This window comes from Roseimaritima multifibrata, from assembly GCF_007741495.1.
In the GTDB taxonomy this organism is placed as follows: Bacteria; Planctomycetota; Planctomycetia; order Pirellulales; family Pirellulaceae; genus Roseimaritima; species Roseimaritima multifibrata.
This window is the reverse complement of record NZ_CP036262.1, coordinates 661,552-676,450: the sequence shown is the minus strand read 5'-3', so window position 1 is coordinate 676,450 and position 14,899 is coordinate 661,552. Positions and strand designations below refer to the sequence as shown.

Here is a 14,899-nt window from a genome sequence, read left to right as displayed (position 1 = left end):
TGGGACAGAGGTGAGGTGCCTGGTAGGACGCCCCCACGATCTGTCTTGTTTTACGTCTGCCAAAGGCCAATTGGCAGACACCCGGACCACATAAGGTACCCCCCAAAGGACCCCCAAGCTACCGGGCAGTACGTGGCAGGTTCGGCAGCGGAAAGGCTCTGATGACACGATGTCACGAAATCTGCAGGGACATGTTTCAGGAGGTTTATCCGCAGAGAGCTATGTGGAAATCCTCTCCACCTTGGCGAAACGTGGAATTCAACGAAAGGAGCGCTGACATGCTCTGGAATTTGAAACGGAGGCATTGGTCAAAGGCGAACTATGCGAAAACAGATATGTGCAGCAAATTGAGAAAACGGAGGTTTGCTCCTTCGGCAGGCAGGAGCTAGGGGTGTATTCAGACTTGTTGTTCCCGTGTATTTTTTTTCAATTTGCCAGGAGGTTTCCGTGTGGCCGCAGCCTAAACCAAGTAAGCGCCCCCAGCATGTTCGAACTATTGATCCTGACAAGACCTGGATCGCGGGTTTAGTGGGTATGCTCACTCGCTACCGTGGATTGTTCAGCTTATTTTCTGGTAAGTTGATTTTTGCCGCTGCGGCATTGAAATGGATGAATTGGCATGCGGCCCTAACAATCGTACTGGTGGGGGCAGGCTTAATTGCGTGCCTATGGATTACTCGCATCTTCTTCCTTCGTTACATTCGATGCAGCGAACGCTTACATGCGATTTGCCACGAGTTTCGAGATGAACTGCCGAATTTGACGGATGTCAAAGCGTCCAAAAGAGCTCGCGGTGACGCGTTGCAGCGAGTTCTAAATGAATTTGTAAACCAAATTGCGGCAATATATCGGCACCAGTTTGCGGATGACTCGACTCGGTGCGCGCTGCGATTACTTGACCAAAGTGGCGAGAATTTCACGACCGTGGCGAGGTCAACAGGATTTGAAAAATCCCGAAAGACTAACTCGGAACCGGTTCCCGTCAGCGCAGGTTTAGCAAAGGCAATTAGGGAGAAGGACGCTCAGGGCGTCTTCCTGATCCCCGATATACCGACCGCGATCGAAGATGAAATATGGCATCCAACGAAGACAGATGGGCTGCCGGATGTAAAGTTTTTGATGGTCGCACCGGTTAACGTAGTGGATAGAAAGCAAAAGCAAACTGTCGGTATTTTGTACGTTAGTTCGCTAAAGAGAAGGTTTTCCGGCCCCGATACGCTTTCAATGAAAGCGTTCTCGGACTATCTTGGTACCGTGCTTGCTGTTGTTGCTGATGCGGATTCGAGGATGCAAAAACGTGGAAAAGCTAAATGAGTAATGGAAACCAAGTTATTCGTATTCTTGCTGGTGAGGGCATACGTAATCGTACTGCCCCTGTAGCTAAACGTTATGGCAGCGTTTTGTCTGAGTTGCTTATGGCTCAGGACGATGTAAGCCAACGACGAGTCGTGTCTTGCAAAAGCCCGGAAAAGACGGGTGAACAGTGTCACGATAAGCGATCAGATCAATAGGTGGCGATTTGCTCGCCCTTCGAGTCATAAGTCATAAGGCGGCTCTAATTCGTTCCGCCGTCCTGCCATCATATGACGGTTGAAGATCCAACTGTTTCATAGACCGGATCAGCAAAAAAGTTCGTTCGGACTCAAATGACTTAGGACACGTGAAAAGCTCTGCACCGTTCTAGTGCTGCCCCGGTTTGCATCTGAAAGAGATTGGGAGGATAACTCCTCCGTGTCGCAAATTTGGTCTGCTCGGTGGATGGGAAGCGCTGAATCGTGTCCGGCTCTATCCAGCCGAAAGCGGTGAGCGATGCCAATACGACTGGCGAGTCAGGTCGGGTTCATACGCTTCGAGGTGATGCTCATTGCCTGCTCATCACCATACAAGGTGTAAAAGGCTTGCGTACATAGACGCGAAACTGACTTGGCGACAGGGAGTTAGCGATTCACTGACTCGTTGACAGAACTGTCTGTGCAGTTGCCTTGGATCGGCGACGCCTGCGGCTCTTGTCGTCTGGCTAGCAGTGGCTTTGAGGCTATGCTTACGTGCGTGTTTTTTAAAATTTTTCACGAGCGATACAGAAGGTAACTACCTACTGTCATGGTATTAACAGCCGACCGTCGGTCAAAATCCCTGTCGCGATGGGGCCCCCTGGCGAGATCCACTGACATGATGTCAGCGAATGACTGCCGCTCGTTTCCCAAGATTCCCCGCAAACTGAAGTGGCTCCTGGAAGGTGTTGATGAAGTCGCAGACGACACGGCGGTTCGCACCGGGCCGAGGCAACGACAACTCTTCAACCGGCCGCAGGGACTCAATCGAGATCCGCAGGCCGCTTGGTGCGACACTGGGCCGTTCTAGTTTCGCATCAGCCAAGACGCCGCGAAGACTTTGCTCGCTTACCCAGGCGATTCCGACCGTTCGAGCTTTCTATCGTTTCCGAACGACAATTCCCGGCAACGCCTCGTCGCTTACTGACATGGCGTCAATGATTGCCCGGTCGATCTACTGACACGATGTCATCGAATGGCCATGTCAACATGTCAGGTCAGCCAGTCGCCACTCTGGGCCATGCTCACGCGTCCCAGGCGGCTACGTCACGTCCAGCATCCCAAAGGTTGGCTCAGTCGTCATTCCACTGCGTCAACGCCTCAAACTCGTACCAGGGCGGCACGTCATCGTCAGCTCCCATCCCTGAGAACTGCAGTGATTCACCAATAGCGTTGACGACTGCGTTGACGACTGCGTAGACGGCATTGCGGATCGCAATCGGATGATTCAATCCAAGCTCGAGCACTCGTTCCAGCGGTTCCTCGATCGTCACCATCAGGCCGCGATGATCGGCGGTGGGGATCGCGGACACCTCGACGCTACCGATTGTGGTCAGGAGGCACGCATCGCCGGGCGAGTTGTCCATCGGATCGCACGCAGCGAAAGACTCGATGTCAGTGTGGGTGACGTGGACGGGTTTGTTCATCGTGCAGTCTCCGTGTGCGTCCTGGGTGGTGTCCGACGTGTTGGCAGGACGCAGCGCCAACACGCCGTGGTAATCGAGCAGCCTACGTCCGCTGACGTGATGTCAGCCCACGGGCGACCGCCAGCAGGTCGGCACGTTGCTCGTGGTTTAGAGATGCCCAAATGGTCAGCAATTCGGCGGCTTCACTGTCGAATCGTGCCGCATTTCGTGCCGCGCTACCCTGGATGTTGCTCAAACACTGCGTTTTTGCTGATTGTTCAAGTCCGTTATCCTCCACTTTAAGCCACGTTACGATTTTCGTAACGTGGCTTTTTTGTTGCACTTACCGCAATTACGCCTGCTTTACCTGAAAACCAGCCCTCGTTTTTGTTGCTACAAGCAACGATTCGGAACCGGCCTAGGGGGAGTGACAAAATGAGCAGGCAGAGCAAGGGCACCTACCGAGATATACACGGTCGCCAGTCTGCAAGAGTCGGAACAAGAAGCGACAATCGGGTGGTCATGTTCAACCGCTCATGGTCGTCCGTGGACGTTGACAGGGTGAAGCAGCAACTCAAGGAAGTGTTTGATTTCTGGGGGCGATGGAACGACAGCAGCAACGCCGTTGCAGACAATCTGAGGAAGGGAATAAGTCCTGTCCCGATTCCAAATCCAGTCTTAGACGAACGTCCTGAGTGGCTACTACAGGAGCTTGTTCAACGTCAGAGAATTCCGATTGAGCCATTGAATGAACACGGCTTTTCTGTAAGTCGTGTGCCATTGCCAGAGATTGAGTTGCCATACAGGGAAGCAACCCTACGGCGACATCTGGCTAGTATCAACTGAGCTTCACTTGGGCAAAGCGCTCCGCTTGAAGTGCTCAAGCGACTTAGAAGCGAGCAGATGACGTTCCAGAAATTCCAAGGCACCGGGCGTTGCAACAATTTTCCCTAAACTAAATAACCGCTTGCTCATTGCTTTCCCCGTTGTGTGTTTAAGAAAAAAGCCAAGGGGTTAACCTTGGCTCTGTTGTTGTTTTTCAAGCGGGTGTTATTTCGCCTCTTGCATTGCTTCCAGATCGGAAGCAGCCGCCCAGACCAGATAAAGATTTGCGTTATCTTCATCGTTGAAATTGGTATCACTTCCACCGTAGATTTCACGACACACTTGAAGCTTTTCCTCTTTGGAGGCAATGACATTTTGATAAACGTCGCCGACTCGCCGCTCGATTCGGAATTCGGGCTTGTAGTTGTCAAGGATATATTTGCAAGCGAGTTCGGCATCACCTGAACGATTGCAGTCGTTCGTATCCGAAAGCATTTCGCCTTCCAGATCATTGCCGCCATGGGTACAGCAAGTGCCCGATCCGCAAAGGCCAATTTCGGTGATGAACGATCCAGCGGATTTGCCTTTGCCGTTTCTTTTGCTGATGAATTCGACGAAGGCATCCATCTTTTCGAGTTCATCGTCGTCAAAATTCTCGGGTCGTTCGACGACGTTCAATCGGCATGTTTTCATGCAATTGATAACGTCTTGACGATGTTCTTCGGATTGAGGGCGACAGTCTGAATTAAATCCGTACATGCAAGCACCGGGGTCGCCACTTCTCGCGAAAGATCCCCAGCTTGATGCGTATTCGTATGCTTCGATTGGTGTCATTGTTGATCTAACTCGCTTGTGAATGCTGTTGCGGCCAGTGTTGTCGGCTCTGATGATTCACCAGCGGGTGTTACTCGACATCGACGTGCTCAAACTCGGTTGGGAGAACGCCTTCATCGGGCAGTGCCTCGCAGTGCTGTAGCTTCGTTGCGGACTCCTCGGCTAGAGTCTCTACACTTTTCTCTGCTGTTGGGACAGTTTCGCAGGGCTGGAAGATTTTGCGGATTTTTCCGGTTGGACGCTTACCCCCACCCCACCGCATGGCAGAGTACCTCCCCAGGAGGGGACGCCACCGGTGCCGGATCTGGAGCGGGCCAACTTCCTAGACCTACAACAAGGAGAAGCGAGATGATGCGAACAATTCAATTGGCGGTGGCGTGCGTGACGGTGCTGATCGCCACGGCGGGGCAGGTGCAGGCGGGGGTCATCCTTGATTTCGCCGGAGGCTCAACAATGTTTGGCGCCGGTGACTACACCGTCGGGTTCACATTCTCGGTCACTGCCCCGGTAGCGGTGGATGGATTGGCCTGGTGGGACGAGGGGGGGGATGGATTAAACAGCCCTCATGAAGTTGGGCTGTGGACAGGAGGTGGCTCTCTGCTTGCTTCTACCTTCGTTTCGAACGGATCAACCATCGAACCGTCAACCAGCGGATTCGGAAATTGGTTGATAACGGATATAGCGACTCTAAACTTAGGTTTGGGTGATTATGTAATCGGTGGTGTACAACCCAATTCGACCGGCGGTGACCTCCTCCGGTTCCCCGCAACAGCGACCACTATTAGTGGGATTGTCTTTGGTGTTCCCATTCAGCACTTCGGTAATGGGCTTACGTTAACTATGCCAAATTTCACAGGTACAGGTACAGGAACAACAGGAATAATTGGAGCGTTGGGACCAAACCTGCGTTTATCTACCGCAGCCGTTCCTGAACCCTCATCCCTCGCTTTGTTCGGCATCGGTGCTTGTGTCGCCTGTGTCGGTACCGCTCGTCGCCGCCGTCGTGAGCAGAAGCAACTCGCAACTACCTAACGCATCGGACCAAGCAAAGAAGAAAACATCAAAGCGGGCGACCATCATGGTCGTCCGTTTTTCATTGGTCCGATTGAAAGCTTCGGCAGCACGGGACGCACCTGTGGCTTGCCCGGACTTACCACCTGCGTGAGCGGCTTGCGTGGCGGTAGTTTCTTTGGTTTGGGCTGGGGCAACTTCGACAAACCTTCCACTGCCTTGTCGTCGCCCGGCCACAACCCTTCCCGAATCGCCAGCCAGTCTTGAAACGTCATTATGTTCATGCCCGTCTATGCGTCGGTCGGAAACCCCGGTCAGGTCGTGGCCATGCAGATTGCCCGATGTTCCATTACAAAAGTTGTATTGCTGTTGCGGAGGAACGAGCGGGTGTTAGAGCGGGAGCACTTCGTACTCGACGGACTTACCTTCAGCGATTCTGTCGATGGCCGAAAATGCCGCCATCTCTCGTTCAATTTTCATCCGGCACAAGCTGTTGAGCTTGCTGACAAAGGCAAGTGAGACCGGATGATTGTTGAGATCATCGTCATTCAAGCCACTTTGTCGAAGGGCAAGGAGGTGACGGTGGAAGCAGCCAATAATGGCGATTAAATTAACCGCATTCTGAACGGCATTTGCATCTTGAGCGGCTGATTTGACGGCTAGAATATTTCCGTCAGCGATGGAAGTCGTTTGATTCATGTTGATCTCCAGAAAGGGATTGATTTGTTCTGGAAATCAAGCGAGTGTTAACCGAGCGGAAGGTAATTGCCGCTGGAATCTGATGGCCGTGCGTGCAAATATTTTCCAGTTGTCGCAACGCTGCTATGACCTAGCGTTGCCTGAACCAAGTGAATCGGAGCACCACGATCCTAGGCATGACTCGCATGTGCATGACGAAACCAATGGCAACTTACTTCCTTTGGAATCCCAGCACGTTTCGTCGCCGTTTTTACAACTCGCCAAACGGCTGACTCGCAGAGATGTCCCTTCTTGCGGCTGCTAAAAACGGGTGCATCTAATGGTGCATCATCACGAAGAGCCATCAGAGATTCCCACACTGATTTCGGCATCAGAACGGATCTCGTTTTGTCGCCCTTTGCAAAAGCGGTTTCAGAAGGCGAGATCATTTTGCTACCCTCCAATGATCGAACCGAAACAGTCAGAACCAGCATAAATGCACCAGCGGCAAAAAGGTTCGCTTCTAAAACGTGAACCTGTTACGCAACTCCTTGTCATGTTCTAACTGGACAGCCGATTCGATTCAACAAAGGTCATGCATGATACGGAAATACGAAGCAAGTGACCTGAACGACCTACTGGAAACTTGGGCGGCCGCATCCGAGCTCGCTCATCCCTTCTTGACGCAAGAGTTCCTTGCATCGGAACGAGAGAACATACCCAACGTCTATCTTCCCATCGCCGACACATGGGTGTTCGAGAGCGAGGGTCAAGTCATTGGCTTCATTGCACTAATTGGCAACGAAATCGGTGCCATCTTCGTCCACCCCTCGATTCAGAGAACGGGAGTTGGTACGTCGCTGATGGAAAAGGCAAAAGCCCTACACGAAGAACTCGAAGTCGAAGTCTTTGTTTCAAACACGATTGGCCGTGGTTTTTATGCGAAGTGTGGATTCACACTGATGGAAGAGAAATTGCATGAACCGACAGGACAACAGGTGATGCGACTGAATTGCTGAAAACAACTTTGCCCTGCACACATCCGGCGAACGAATACATCCAGTAGCGATTCCCAAAACGCCATTCCCTCGCATTAACTTTCCGAAGAGACGTTCCCGACCAAATGAGCGACGACCTCGACAAGTACGGTTGCCCCAGGCTTCGATCCGCTCCTCACAGAATGCGGTCACCGATCATCGGGCTGATTCGGATCCGATTCTCCCATGTCGGCGCAGCAGCGACCTCGGCTGGAATCAAAAACGGGGTGTTTCCAAAGACGGTCAGGCCGAAGATAGCCCGAGTGGATTCGCTCCTAGTCATGAGTGCTCCGGGGGTCCGATCTGAGCAGTCAGTGAAGCCGTCTATCCGACCTGGAAACCTGGGGCTGAAATCTGGGGCCACCCAACGATTGAAAACGCCCGATTTCGAAATGCAGCAAATAACCGTCAGGCAAACTTGGCGTCGCTTCTGAAAAGTGGGTGGCCCCAACTTCGCGAGGATTCAGCGTCGGATTTCAACTATCTAACGGACACCAGTTACGCAGGCAACTGACGACCTCTCAGAACTCCCAGAACTCTCTGGGGACTTGGATGCCCACAGCAGCGATCCAACCGCCAGGATGGCACCACCTGGGACGTGGCCAAAGAAAGGCCCTTCATGCAGAAGGGCCTCTATTCCAAGCCCACCTTCGATCAATTCAGCGGCGTCCATTACCTCGGCTGGCAGGAGGCAACGCGGATCGAAGGGTGCTACCGCAGCGTCTTCAACTTGGACGTCTCGCGAGATTGCAAAACATGGGAACGCAAGTATCGCTTCGAAACTTCCCAGTCCTTCCAATCCCCCACGTGCCATGAACACGAAGGCACGATCTGGCTGACCATTTCCCAAAGCGACCACGGCGGCTCCTCCGATCGAATCATGTTCGGCAAACTGGCAGACCTTGCCCACCTCCCGGAATCGGAACGCACCCCTTGATAAACCTTCGGGCTGCAGCGACCGCGATGGCGATGGCGGGGTGAAATACGACCTCCAAGAGATCGGCAGCGAACGCCGCGGTGGTTATACGTGGTACGGAACCTGGGGTGAACGCGTTCTGGCAAGCTACGCAAGATGTCCACACCGGACGGGTGATTAGCTCATCTCAGCAACTCCCCTGGGCTATACTGACGATACCTCCGGGTACCCGAATTCGTGCTATTTATATTCCTACCTGAATCCAGCTTTCACGATGCTCGATCGAATCCTCTTCGTAGCTGCCGCGTTGCTGTGCACTCCCGCGGCATTCGCGACCACGTTCGACGACGAAATCGCGCCGCTCCTGAAGCAGTACTGCATGGACTGTCACGGGCCGCAGGAGGCTCAGGGGAAGCTGCGAGTCGACGAACTGACCGCCGACTTCAGCCGTCGTGACAATGCGGCGGCCTGGATCGAAGTGCGGAACATGATCCACCTGGGAGAAATGCCTCCCGCCGACGAGCCACAACTTCCCGCTGCAGCCATCGAACAGGTATCGGTCTGGATCGCCGCGCAACTGCGAGCCGCCGAACATGCTCAACGCAGCACGGGCGGACGAGTGCTAATGCGACGGCTGAATCGGCGCGAATACACGCACAGCGTCGCCGATCTGTTGTCGATGAAATTCCCCGTCGGGGAAAGCCCCTTGGATGTGCTGCCACCGGAAGGCACCGCAGAAGGGTTTGACAAAGTCAGCTCGGCTCTGCTGCTCGATCCCTCCTTGATGACCAACTACTACCGCGTTGCCCGTCGCATCGCCGACCGCGCAATCGTGGACGGTCCGCCGGAATACCCCACCGAAACGATGCGACTGGAGTTCGAAGATATCGCGGACAGCCGCGCGATTCGCTACTTGGTCCGACGCCTAGGAATGACTCCCGTACCCGGTGGGCTGGAACTGATCGAAGGTAACACACGCTCGTTCGGCTTGCTGAACTACCCCGGCCAGCGTGGCAATAACGTCGCCCCGACCAACGGCTTCTATCGCTTTACGCTCCGCGCTGGGGGGGTCCCCGGAGCCGACGGCCAGCCGCCACGGCTGCGAGTCACGCAAAGCCACCCCGACGATGCGATGGAAGCAATCATGGAAGTCGATATCACGGCTCCCATCGATCAGCCGCAAGATTATTCGGTCGTCGTCCCCCGCGATACGCTGGGCGGCGAGCTGAGCGTAAAGCTCCTGAATGCTACCGGTCTACACATGAGCCAACGGCCAGGTGAAAACTTTATCCGACGCAACTCGGAACTGGGCAAAACAGGCGATTTCGCCGAGGTCCTGCGGATCAACGGACGCAAAGTCGCCGAGGGCTGGAGCGGGGATCGCTCGACGCCGGATCCGGACAAGCTGGATGTATCGACATACCCCCGTGCGTTTCTGGATTATCTGGAAGTCGAGGGTCCGCTGTATGATCAGTGGCCACCCCAAAGCCACACCAAAGTCCTGTTCCGCGGTGACGATGCGACCGAGGACCTTGAGTATGCGCGAGCGATCTACGCCCGCCTGTTGCCTCTCGCCTGGCGACGGCCGATTGCACCCGAGGAGACCGACCCCATCCTGCAAGTCGTCGCTACGGAATTGGAACAGGGCGAATCGTTTCACGAAGCCATCCGTGTCGGCTTGGCCACGACACTCACGTCGCCCAAGTTCCTGTACATCGTCGAAGCGAACCACGCCACCGCTGCCCGGACCTCACCTCCTCGGCCCCTAAACGATTACGAACTGGCTTCCCGGCTTTCTTACTTCTTGTGGAGTTCGATGCCGGACGCCGAGCTGTTTGAACTGGCCAGGCGGAACCGTTTGAATGATGCGGCCACACTTTCAGCCCAAGTGGATCGGATGTTGGCCGACCCGAAGGCCGAACGTTTTGTCGATGGCTTCGCACGGCAGTGGTTACGGACCGACACTTTCCTGTCCTTCACGCCGGCCGAATACCTTTATCGCGAGTACGACGAGGCGCTCAGCGACGCGGTCGTGCGCGAGCCGCTCGAATTCTTCCGTACAATTTTGCAGGAACAGCTGAGCGTACGAAACTTCATCGATTCTGACTTTGTGGTGATCAATAAACGCTTGGCCCGACACTACGGGATCGACGGCGTAAACGGTGATGCGTTTCGTCGGGTCCCTCTTCCCGCCGATTCACCTCGCGGTGGCTTGCTGGCGATGGCGGGAGTTCATCAGGCCGGTTCAGATGGCAGACGCACCAAACCGATTGCTCGCGCTATGTATGTTCGCGAAGTTCTTTTTAACGATCCGCCGGACCCGCCGCCTCCCAATGTGGGCGAGATCGAGCCGAACATTCGAGGGCAAAACCTGACGGTTCGCGAACGCCTGATACAACATCAACAGATCGATGCCTGTGCGATCTGCCACCGTTCGCTCGACCCCTACGGATTGGCTTTGGAAAATTTCAATGTCATCGGTGCCTGGCGTGAACTGCAAGACGGCGAAAACTTCCGCGGTGGCGACCGGCCGGCGATCGATCCCAGCGGACGGTTGCCCAACGGAGCCGAATTTCAGAGCTTCGTCGAATTCCGCGCACATTTGCTCGAACAAGACGATCGGTTTCGCCGAGCCTTGGCGGAGAAACTGCTGATCTATGCGTTGGGTCGACCGATCGAACCATCCGACGACGCAACGCTCTCCCGGGCCACCGACACGATGGCCCGCGGCGACGACACTTTCCATACGCTGATCAAGTCCCTCGTTACCAGCAAGGTGTTCGCGACCAAATGAACATTTTAAAATTTCAGCCGCTCAAACGTCGGACGTTTCTTCGTGGAGCGGGTACCTGTCTGACCCTGCCTTGGCTGGAAGCCATGTTGCCGCGAACGGCGCGAGCGGCAACGGAAACGCCGAAGGCCGTGCCTCGCATGGGCATGTTCTATTTCGGTACCGGAATGAACATGCGGCAGTTTTACCCGCAGGGTTACGGCAACGACGCCAAGCTGTCGCGGATTTTGACGCCGCTGGAACCGCACCGCGGCGACTTTACAGTGCTGTCGGGAACCTGCCTCGAAAAAGGCGGTGGACACGGCGGTGCCTATCCCTTTGCAACCTCGATCGCGATCGGAGAAAAGCAAAGCATCTCGCCCGATCAACTGGCTGCAAAGCTGCATGGAAAACAGACGCGGTTCCCCTCGCTGCAGTTGTCCGTCAAACGCGGCACAGGATTCGGCAGCCAGATCCTGGCCACCATCTCTTGGAACGGGCAAGGCGTTCCGCTGGCCGCCGAGAACGACCCACAAGCCGTCTTCAACCAGTTGTTCCGCCCGGCCAGCGAACAACAAAAAGCGCAACAAAGTGACGAATTTCGTCAGCGCCGCAGTGTCCTGGATGCCGTGTTGTCCGATGCCCATCAGCTGACAGGAAAGCTAGGCCAAGCCGATCGCCACCAGTTGGACCAGTACTTCCATTCGATCCGTGAAGTCGAACAGACGCTGAGTCGTGAAATCGCTTGGCAAGACCGGCCCAAACCACAACCCGACTTGAAAGGCTACGGCGATTACGAACACGTGGTGGCTCCCGAAGGCAACGGCAAATTTGTCTACGACACCTACGGCAAACTGATGTACGACCTGATCGCACTGGCGTATCAAACCGATTCGACACGCGTCGTTTCGTATGTCGTCCGCACCGAACTGGCCGGCGGCGTCTACCCGGAATTTGGCGTTAACAAGGGCTACCATGAATTAACTCACCACGGCAACGATCCCAAGAACCTGGAAGAACTTGCCAAGGTCGACACGATCTATATGCAGCACTGGCGGTATTTCCTCGACCGCCTGGCCTCGATCCGCGACGGCGACGGCACCCTGCTTGATCACACCATGCTGGGCTTCTCCAGCGGTATGGGGATCGGCCACAGCAAAGATCAATTGCCAACCGTACTGTCCGGCGGCAGCGGACTGGGCATACGCCACCAAACGCATCTCAAACTGAACGACAACACGCCCCTGTCCAGCTTGTGGCAAACGATGCTGGAAAAGATGGGCGTCACCGTCGAAGGGCCGTTCCAAGACAGTCGAGGAACGATCGGAGAACTGGTGGTTTGATGAAATTTCCCAAACTTGCTCTTCCCTTTATCGTCGTGCTGCTTGCGCCGCTGACGGTATCGCTTGCAGTTTCGCGTGCCACCGCCGACGACGCTGGCAAACCGAGCAAAGCCAACGCGTTGGGGATGCAGATGGTGCGAATCCCCGCGGGTGAATACATGCGAGGTTTCGACAACCGTAATGGCCGCGACCACCGCTTCCATTTGGCGCACCGCTACAGCACCAGCCAGAACTTCAACGCGGAAACTCCGCCGCAACGTGTGGCGATCAGCCGGTCGTTTGAAATCGGTGCCCGCGAAGTCACCGTGGCTCAGTTTCGCGAGTTCGTGGAAGCGACCGATTACCAGACCGATGCGGAACGCAGCGACGGGGGGCTTGGATGCTTTCCGGACGAGAAGGATTATGTCGACCGCTTTCATAAGTCGGCCGAGATCACCTGGCAGTCGCCCGGATTCCCGCAAAGCGATCAACACCCGGTCGTCGTCGTCAGCTGGAACGATGCTCAGGCGTTCTGCCAGTGGTTATCGGCCAAAGAGTCCGCCACGTACCGACTTCCGACCGAAGCCGAATGGGAATACGCCTGTCGCGGTGGGACTTCGACATGGTATTCGTGGGGACAAGACCCCGACGAAGCTTACCAACACGCCAACGTGGCCGACGCAGCGTTGGAAGCCGCTCAGCCCGGCACGACTCGCTATCAACGCGCCGTCAAACTAGACGAAAACCAAGGCGATGGAGTGGTGTTTACGGCCGCGGTTGGCAGCTACCGCGCCAACGCCTGGGGCCTGCACGACATGCACGGCAATGTTTGGGAGTGGTGCAGCGACCGCTGGTCCGGTGGCTTATATGAAAGTTATTTTGACGGCGTTCCGCGGCAACAGCGTGACGACGTGTTGGTTCGTGATCCGCACTTCACCGAAAAAACGGATCAGCACAAGTACGGTGACTGGCGAGTGATTCGGGGCGGAGCATGGACATGTGCTCCAGCCGCCGTTCGCAGTTCGACCCGCACCTATGCCGAAGCGGCCGACGCCAGCGTCTACACCGGATTCCGCATCGTCCGAGACACCCCACAACCGTAGCCTGACTCCCCGGGACGTGCGATAAATAAGTTGACGATTTCCGCTCAGGCGACTCTTGTTTGTTTCTGTCGGACTCGTCCCGGTCGGTACAACATCGATACAACAACTGGCAGCTACCTGAATGCTTCCCCCACTCGATCCTTCTCCGCCAGCCCCGAAGGGGAACGGATAGAGAATGGACGATGCTATTTATGAAGCGAAACTCGCCAATGCCATGCTACGTTTCGACAGCTCAGACACGAAGATTCACCTCCAAAATGACGGTGCTTTGGTCGAAGAACATTCCGACGAATGCACTGTCCATGAAGTCCCCCCACGAGTCTGGGCTTTATCAATCTGACGGATGGGATTGTCCCGTCATTAACACTATTCTGCAGGAAGCAGACGCAGATAGAAACCGCATCAAGGAGCTTGCATTGAAGACCAACCTGAATCATCTGACCGCTTTGCTGACTTTTCTTTTTGTTATCGCAATTCATTTTGCCGCGTCGGTGTCAGCCTCACCGCCGGGCGGCGCCTTGAGCGGCGACCGGCCGCGTGTCGTTATTTCGTCGGATATTGGCGGTTCCGATCCGGACGACTTTCAATCGTTAATACATCTGCTTCTCTACGCTGACGTCATTGATGTGGAGGGCTTGATTTCATCTCCGCCTGAAGCCGGGCGTGCCAAGCACATATTGGAAGTGATCGATGCCTATGCCAACGACTACTCGCATCTGAAAAGCCACTCGAAAGCCTACCCCGCTGCGGATGCGTTGCGTAGCGTCGTGAAGCAGGGCGCGCTCGACAAAGCATCGCAAAAAGGTTGGAGCGAACCAACGGACGGCTCGCGCTGGATTATCCAGCGGGCGCATGCAGCGGATAAACGGCCGCTGTGGATTCTCGTGTGGGGAAGCATCACCGACGTGGCTCAGGCAATCCATGACGATCCCTCGATCAAAAGCCATATCCGCGTTTATTCGATCGGCTCCTGGAACACATCGCAAGACTCAGCAGCGCGAGATTATCTGTTCAAGAATCATACTGATTTGTGGTGGATCGAGAGCGACACTTCATTCCGAGGCATGTACATGGGCGGACTGCAGGACGACGACTGGGGCAACCTAAGTTTCATCCAACAAAATGTGAAGGGACACGGATCGCTTGGAGATTTATTTTTTAAGAAGAAACACGATATCAAGATGGGTGATACGCCGTCATTCTTGTATTTGCTTCGCGGCAACCCCGATGACCCCACATCGCCGCATTGGGGCGGCGCGTTTGTAGCAACCGGGCACGGTAAGGACTACTGGACCGATAACCCCGATCCCAGCCTATCCACCAGCAACCGGGCTGGAGCCAAAACCGTCAGCAACTGGCGCCGTGAGTACCTCGAAGACTGGAAATACCGGATGGATCGAGTGAATGAGTAGCATGGCCGGGAAGATATCACGGGCTCAGCGATTTC

Annotated in this window: 14 protein-coding genes; 9 read left to right on the top strand and 5 right to left on the bottom strand. The window is 55.1% G+C overall.

Translation table 11 applies throughout. The features are described from left to right. Positions 1-414 precede the first annotated feature (414 nt). Positions 415-1,314, top strand: coding sequence for a GAF domain-containing protein (locus FF011L_RS02585; protein WP_145349998.1), 900 nt, complete (start codon positions 415-417; stop codon positions 1,312-1,314). A 1,309-nt stretch (positions 1,315-2,623) separates the two neighbouring features. On the opposite strand, the gene FF011L_RS02580 is transcribed toward FF011L_RS02585, so the two are convergent. The 3 genes from FF011L_RS02580 to FF011L_RS02575 form a co-directional block, all read right to left on the bottom strand. Beyond that, entirely contained in the window at positions 2,624-2,977 is a 354-nt protein-coding gene (locus FF011L_RS02580; RefSeq protein ID WP_145349996.1) for a hypothetical protein, read from the bottom strand. Positions 2,978-3,059: 82 nt separating this feature from the next. Beyond that, complete coding sequence (locus FF011L_RS26135) at positions 3,060-3,212, bottom strand: hypothetical protein (RefSeq protein WP_218932976.1); 153 nt, start codon at positions 3,210-3,212, stop codon at positions 3,060-3,062. A gap of 794 nt (positions 3,213-4,006) precedes the next feature. Further along, complete coding sequence (locus tag FF011L_RS02575; protein WP_145349994.1) at positions 4,007-4,615, bottom strand: hypothetical protein; 609 nt, start codon at positions 4,613-4,615, stop codon at positions 4,007-4,009. A gap of 348 nt (positions 4,616-4,963) precedes the next feature. On the opposite strand from FF011L_RS02575, the gene FF011L_RS02570 reads away from it, so the two are divergent. Then, positions 4,964-5,647, top strand: coding sequence for a PEP-CTERM sorting domain-containing protein (locus tag FF011L_RS02570; RefSeq protein WP_145349992.1), 684 nt, complete (start codon positions 4,964-4,966; stop codon positions 5,645-5,647). Positions 5,648-6,016: 369 nt separating this feature from the next. Here FF011L_RS02570 and FF011L_RS02565 read toward each other — a convergent pair whose 3' ends face one another. Together FF011L_RS02565 and FF011L_RS27185 are read right to left on the bottom strand one after the other, a co-directional pair. After that, positions 6,017-6,325 carry a hypothetical protein gene (locus FF011L_RS02565; protein WP_145349990.1) on the bottom strand — a complete coding sequence of 103 codons (309 nt, stop codon included), beginning with the start codon at positions 6,323-6,325 and terminating at the stop codon, positions 6,017-6,019. A gap of 170 nt (positions 6,326-6,495) precedes the next feature. Next, positions 6,496-6,669, bottom strand: coding sequence for a tyrosine-type recombinase/integrase (locus FF011L_RS27185; RefSeq protein ID WP_391560952.1), 174 nt, complete (start codon positions 6,667-6,669; stop codon positions 6,496-6,498). Between the two features lie 234 nt (positions 6,670-6,903). Between FF011L_RS27185 and FF011L_RS02555 the strand changes: the two genes are divergently transcribed. From FF011L_RS02555 to FF011L_RS02525, 7 genes are all read left to right on the top strand, one after another. Further along, positions 6,904-7,323 (top strand): GNAT family N-acetyltransferase, encoded by a 420-nt coding sequence (locus FF011L_RS02555; RefSeq protein WP_145349988.1) that lies wholly within the window; start codon positions 6,904-6,906, stop codon positions 7,321-7,323. Positions 7,324-7,960: 637 nt separating this feature from the next. Continuing rightward, on the top strand, positions 7,961-8,278 hold the full coding sequence (locus FF011L_RS02550; protein WP_145349986.1) for a hypothetical protein: 318 nt from the start codon (positions 7,961-7,963) through the stop codon (positions 8,276-8,278). Then, positions 8,244-8,438, top strand: a complete 195-nt coding sequence (locus FF011L_RS27180; RefSeq protein WP_391560906.1) for a pectate lyase — start codon at positions 8,244-8,246, stop codon at positions 8,436-8,438. Before FF011L_RS02550 ends, FF011L_RS27180 begins: the two co-directional genes overlap by 35 nt. A 93-nt stretch (positions 8,439-8,531) precedes the next feature. After that, on the top strand, positions 8,532-11,051 hold the full coding sequence (locus tag FF011L_RS02540; RefSeq protein WP_145349984.1) for a DUF1592 domain-containing protein: 2,520 nt from the start codon (positions 8,532-8,534) through the stop codon (positions 11,049-11,051). Continuing rightward, on the top strand, positions 11,048-12,370 hold the full coding sequence (locus FF011L_RS02535) for a DUF1552 domain-containing protein (protein ID WP_145349982.1): 1,323 nt from the start codon (positions 11,048-11,050) through the stop codon (positions 12,368-12,370). The genes FF011L_RS02540 and FF011L_RS02535 overlap by 4 nt, the downstream gene beginning before the upstream one ends. Beyond that, on the top strand, positions 12,370-13,452 hold the full coding sequence (locus FF011L_RS02530; RefSeq protein WP_145349980.1) for a formylglycine-generating enzyme family protein: 1,083 nt from the start codon (positions 12,370-12,372) through the stop codon (positions 13,450-13,452). The genes FF011L_RS02535 and FF011L_RS02530 overlap by 1 nt, the downstream gene beginning before the upstream one ends. A 257-nt stretch (positions 13,453-13,709) precedes the next feature. Continuing rightward, positions 13,710-14,864 carry a DUF1593 domain-containing protein gene (locus tag FF011L_RS02525; protein ID WP_246109682.1) on the top strand — a complete coding sequence of 385 codons (1,155 nt, stop codon included), beginning with the start codon at positions 13,710-13,712 and terminating at the stop codon, positions 14,862-14,864. The last annotated feature ends 35 nt before the right edge of the window (positions 14,865-14,899 follow it).